The organism is Xanthovirga aplysinae (assembly GCF_009711365.1).
GTDB lineage: Bacteria > Bacteroidota > Bacteroidia > Cytophagales > Cyclobacteriaceae > Xanthovirga > Xanthovirga aplysinae.
The window spans coordinates 1-5357 of sequence record NZ_SMMB01000911.1; the positions used below are offsets into that span (position 1 = coordinate 1).

General features: G+C 36.1%; 6 protein-coding genes. 5 read left to right on the forward strand and 1 reads right to left on the reverse strand.

Annotated elements, in window-relative coordinates; genetic code table 11:
• Positions 1-343: 343 nt before the first annotated feature.
• The 4 genes from E1171_RS07915 to E1171_RS07930 all read left to right on the forward strand — a co-directional run bounded on the left by E1171_RS07915 (position 344) and on the right by E1171_RS07930 (position 3375).
• The gene (locus E1171_RS07915; protein WP_155205471.1) at positions 344-754 is read left to right on the forward strand and encodes a hypothetical protein; all 411 of its coding nucleotides are present in this window, start codon (positions 344-346) and stop codon (positions 752-754) included.
• Between the two features lie 316 nt (positions 755-1070).
• Positions 1071-2051, forward strand: coding sequence for a zinc-binding dehydrogenase (locus E1171_RS24725; protein ID WP_187696335.1), 981 nt, complete (start codon positions 1071-1073; stop codon positions 2049-2051).
• 17 nt (positions 2052-2068) lie between these two features.
• Complete coding sequence (locus E1171_RS07925) at positions 2069-2935, forward strand: dioxygenase family protein (RefSeq protein ID WP_155205473.1); 867 nt, start codon at positions 2069-2071, stop codon at positions 2933-2935.
• Positions 2936-2946: 11 nt separating this feature from the next.
• Positions 2947-3375, forward strand: coding sequence for a lipocalin-like domain-containing protein (locus E1171_RS07930; RefSeq protein ID WP_155205474.1), 429 nt, complete (start codon positions 2947-2949; stop codon positions 3373-3375).
• A gap of 150 nt (positions 3376-3525) precedes the next feature.
• Here E1171_RS07930 and E1171_RS07935 read toward each other — a convergent pair whose 3' ends face one another.
• The gene (locus E1171_RS07935; RefSeq protein ID WP_222931443.1) at positions 3526-3864 is read right to left on the reverse strand and encodes a hypothetical protein; all 339 of its coding nucleotides are present in this window, start codon (positions 3862-3864) and stop codon (positions 3526-3528) included.
• 628 nt (positions 3865-4492) lie between these two features.
• On the opposite strand from E1171_RS07935, the gene E1171_RS07940 reads away from it, so the two are divergent.
• Complete coding sequence (locus tag E1171_RS07940) at positions 4493-5140, forward strand: CDGSH iron-sulfur domain-containing protein (protein ID WP_155205476.1); 648 nt, start codon at positions 4493-4495, stop codon at positions 5138-5140.
• The last annotated feature ends 217 nt before the right edge of the window (positions 5141-5357 follow it).

A 5357-nucleotide genomic window follows, 5' to 3' on the forward strand; every position in this document is an offset into this window, starting at 1 on the left:
CCTCCTTCCTATCGAAAACCAAGATTTTCAAACTCACTTTTTATTTGATCACCACCTTTTCTTGCTTTCTCCTTTTACGAAAGAGAAATATAAATAGTATTTGTCCACAAACTCTTTACTCCTTTTAAGGGAAAGTGGTATTTGGTTGAAATACCAAATCAAGCTATGAAATTTGGCATTTTTTGAGAATATGTAGCTAATATGTACTAAATCAAGTCATTAATACCTTTCCTTAATAAAAAAAAATAGTATTTGGAGTGTTTTTTGCTAGATAAAAAGTCATCTGGATTAGGGAAAAAGCCCTAATTTTTTTCTAGTTAATCAATCCAAACTATTTATGATTATGAAAAAGATCCTGCCCTTGTTAGTTTTTTGTTTTTCAGTTTCAATGAGTCATTTTGTCTTAGGACAGAAATTAAAAAAATATGAATATGCAAAGTTAGTAGAACGTCCAATTGCCTTTAAAAATAAAGTGGAGGTAGAAATCGATTATGGACAAAATTCGAAGTATCTAGAAGATCAAAGAATTAGAGAAGAAAACGGAAAAATTAAAACTTTTAATTCCATGATTGATGCCTTGAATTATATGGGAGAAAATGGGTGGGAGTTTGTCCAAGCCTATCCAGGAACTTCCGGAGGAGTTGTTAGCAGTACTACTCAACATTGGATATTAAAAAGGCCACTAGAATATGACTTGGAGACGACAGATCTTCCAAAAACGAAAAGAGACTTTAAAAAAACTAAGAATCTTTAAAAAGAGAAAGACAGGGGAGTCCTCTGGGTTTTCAAAAATTTTAGCCGGCTCCTCTCCCAGTCGGCTAAAACCTTATCCTTGTAAATTTTCTCCCTTTTCCCAAATCAAAAATACACTTTCCTCAATTCATACTTTCTTTTACAATATATTTATCCTCCCTTCTCCCTTCATTTATTGCATCCCCTCTATTCTGACATCTTGATAGTAACTGGTTTAAAACATCCCCAAACTCAAAGTTGTTTGTAGTTTAGAAAAAAGTAGGGGCAGCATTTCTGTTAAATACTGACTAGGATTATAAAACCACAATATGAAGGTAGTGTATCTCAAAAAACATTTTAAAGAAATTAAAGACATTGCTTTTATCCTAAGTAATGAGCCTGTCCCCAAAATTAATGACAAGGAATGCTTAATTAAAGTTACAACTTCGGCTGTTAATCAGTCTGACGCATTAGGCACATTGGGATATTTTGATGGTGCCTTGCTTCCCCGTATTCCTGGAAGGGATTTCTCAGGTACTGTCGTTAAAGGACCCAAAGGGCTTATTGGAAAAAAGGTTTGGGGAACAGGCGGTGCAGCCGGAATTTTTAATAATGGCACACTAGCAGAATTCATAAAAATGCCTGTAAAAGCTTTATCTGAAATACCAGACAATCTTGACCTTGTTGCCGCGGGTGCCCAAGTTTTACCCTACATTACTGCCTATTACAGCTTAATAAAGCGCGGGCGTATCCTGGAAGGAGAAAGTGTTTTAGTGGTAGGCGCAATGGGACAGGTCGGCCGTGCTGCCATGTCCATTTGTCAATGGAAAAACTGTTACCCTATAGCCTTGGTCCGTGGGAAAAAAGATGTGTTGAAAGCAGAAAAAATGGGGTGGCTGGCCATTGATACAACAGCAGGTAATATTGTCCAAAAAATAATGGACTACAATAAGGGTCACTACATTAATGTGATCCTAAATAGTATCGGCAACGTTTTATGGCAGGAATTTATGGGTATTTTATCCAAATCTGGTAGAATTATAACCTTTGCTGCTCCTAAAAAATATCGCGATATAGACATTAATTTATTTGACCTATATCGTGCTAACCAAGAAATTATTGGGGTAAATACTATTTTCCTAGATTTCAATGCGAACGCAAAATTACTTAATGAATTAAAAACGCGTTTTGAGGATAAAAATTTAGTCCCTTTATCAATCGATGAAACTTCAATGTACCAAGTGAATGAAGCGCATTTTGCTTATCAAGCACTCCTTACAGGTAAGACATCTAGTAGAATTTTGATTAAATTTTGTTAAAAATGGAGGATTAAGAAATGTCAAACCATACTTCTATTGAGCAGTTTACACAACGAGTTTTAAAAAGTTATTCAAACTTTGAAAATAAACGTTTAGAAAAATTAGTTCAAAGCTTAATAAAACACCTATTTTCCTATATTAAGGAAAACCACATTAGCAATGAAGAATGGGAATTTACCTGGAGCTTCTTTGCAGAAATGGCTGACTTTACAAATGAACAACGCAATGAATTCTTATTACTTGCTGACGTATTAGGGATTAGTCAATTAATAACCAGGCTTAATAGCAATAGACCGGAGAATGTAGTTGGAACTGCATTAGTAGGGCCTTTCTATCGGGCTAACGCCCCCTTATATGAAAAAGGAAAATCAATAATTATTGATCAACATCCTGATGATCATCGTGTTTCCATTAGTGGTAAAGTTATGGATATGAATAAGCAACCCATTGTAAATGCTCATTTAGATGTATGGCAGGCAGCATCTAATGGATTTTATGAAAACCAAGACCCAAACCAGTCAGAAATGAACCTAAGGGGTAAGTTTAAAACAGACAAAATGGGTAACTATAATCTAATAGCACTAATGCCTACACACTATCCAATTCCCTGTGATGGGCCAGTAGGAAAGTTTTTAGAAGCTGCAAAACGAAAATATTATAGGCCTGCACATATTCATTTTATTGTTTCGGCACCTGGCTTTGAAACCCTGGTAACCCAATTATTCATGGCAGGTGATAAGCAAATTAATGAGGATGTTGTATTTACTGCTGATAGCAGCATGACAGGGAATTTTGTCAAAGAACAGGAGGGAAAATTTTCACTGCTATACGACTTTCAACTGGTACCAGGAAAATCTATTTACCCAAAAGCTACCTGCATTTAAACAGGTTTACTATGAATGAATTATCTAAAAAATTCATTGGAACTTGGCGGCTTGTTTACTCTGTAGAAATAGATAAAGAAGGAAATAAGCATTATCCATTTGGAAAAGATGCTATTGGTTCTATTTGGTATGATGCTAGTTACCAAATGTGTGTTCAAATCTGTCGGAAACAAAGGACCCCTTTCAGCTCCCATTCCTTTAGGGAAGCAAAAGCAAATGAGCTATTCTCTTTACCTCAGGATTATTTGGCTTATTTCGGGAAATATAAAGTTGATGAAACAAAAAGTATTGTTCATCACCTACTACAAGGCCATCTTTGTCCTAACTATATGGGAGAAACTGTTGATAGGAAGGTTATCTTTTTTGAGGATAAAATGTTACTTAAACCTATCGAAATTGGTGAAATCAAGCGAGAAATTTTGTGGCAAAAAAGTAAATAAAAGGCAATTTGTAAGTAGCAAATAAAGGACTTCTCATTTTTGATTGAGCAGGTAAGCATAAAAAATAGCCGACTCCTCTCCAAGTCGGCTAAAACCAAATCCTCCTAAATTTCCTCCTCTCTCCAATCAAAAATATGCTTCTCCCAATTCTTACTTTCTTTTTACATAATATTTATCCCCACCATCTCCCATCAATAAATGGCTTTCGGCTATCATCGCTTGCAATTGACTATTTTGCAGCAGCTCCTCCACTGATCCTGTTGCGTGTTTGATTAAATTATCTTCTTGATCGTAAATGTATATTTCCTGGGATAAGTTGACAAGAATATCTTCTACGGGGCTTAGAGCTTCATTTGCTAAAATCATTTCCTCCTCAGGACTTAGGATCATTTCATTGACTATTTCCAAAGATAAAGGATCTCCTTTTTTCATCGTTCCGGCAAAGGTTGAAATACTCACAAGTAATACTAAGGTTCCTAAGAATGACATGATGCTTATCGATTTTGAGTTATTTGTTGATATGATTTTCATAGCTTTATTTTCTGGTTTTGATTTTTAGCTTGTGCCAAATATAATTCAACTGCTATGCCAGAACTTCCCAAATAGACTTATACAACCAATAGAGGTAGATTCACAGCTTATGCCAATAAAAATTATGTTCATTTTTGAACAAAGGATGTTTTAAAACGCACAGCTTTTAGTAGAAATCAAAAACTGATTTAATTCCATCAATAAGAGTGGAAAAATGGAGTGAAGTCTTTTAACTAGGCTTGAGTTTTAGAAGAGGGAAGCCCCCTAAAAGGGTAGAGTTTTTTGGAAGAGGGATGATTTAGAAAATAGTTACACCTGATCACCTCAATTGTCAGGGTAGACCCAATATAGTTACTATCTTATGTTAACCCATTAAACAGCTTTTTGCTAAAGCAAATGTATAGAAAATACCTGTTGGTTATCTGTTAAATTCATATTAATTCCCACCAGTTTTATTTTGCTTATGCCGATTTATGTGGTAAATTCCACTACTAAGGGAGTGGTATCAGAAAACTTTTCAATGCACTTTACACCTCCCCCTTCCTATTAAACCTCACACAATAGCATAAGGAACAAAAAAACAGAAATGGAAAAGGACGTAAATTCTGAAAGGAAGCCCTCTATTACACCCACCAAAGATGGTCCCTACCTCGTAAAAGGATTAAAAGATTTTGCAAATCAAAAGGGAGCGGTAAAAACCCAAAAAACCATGGCACTCTGTCGATGCGGTGGGTCGGCGAATAAACCATTTTGTGATGGAACACATGCAACAATAGGGTTTTCATCCGACAAAATCGAGAGCCGTGTAGAAGATAAAAGGGAAAACTATAAGACCAAAACCATTACCATTCATGATAACCGGGGAATTTGCTCGCATTCTGCCCGTTGTACCGATGGGCTTCCTTCTGTCTTCCGCTTGGATGAAGAACCATGGATCCACCCTGATTCTGCTACTGCTGAGGAAATCATGACGACCATTAAAAAATGTCCCTCAGGAGCCCTAAGTTACTCGGTGGATGAAATCGAACATCGGGACCGAGAGGGAGCACCTAAAATAATCATCGCTCCAAATGGTCCTTATTTAGTATCTGGTGGACCAGGGCTTGTGGAAGTGAAACAAGGAGAAGGAGCCTCAAAAGAGCATTACACTTTATGCCGCTGCGGAGGTTCAAAGAACAAGCCTTTCTGCGATGGCACACATTGGCACATCAATTTTAAAGACGATAAAAACTAGGTAAAAGGATATACCAATAAAACAGTAATATATTCTAAATCACCCTCAATGTCTATTGCCCCTTCTTTCAACAAATCTTTCATAAAACTTAGGGTTTAAAGAAGGGCATTCTTCATTAATTAAAACCGGCTCCTCTTCTGGATAATGGATCATATCATAGGCTAATTCCATAGATGGAATGTCTGCTTTTCTTGATTTTTTATAGCCAAAAGCAACC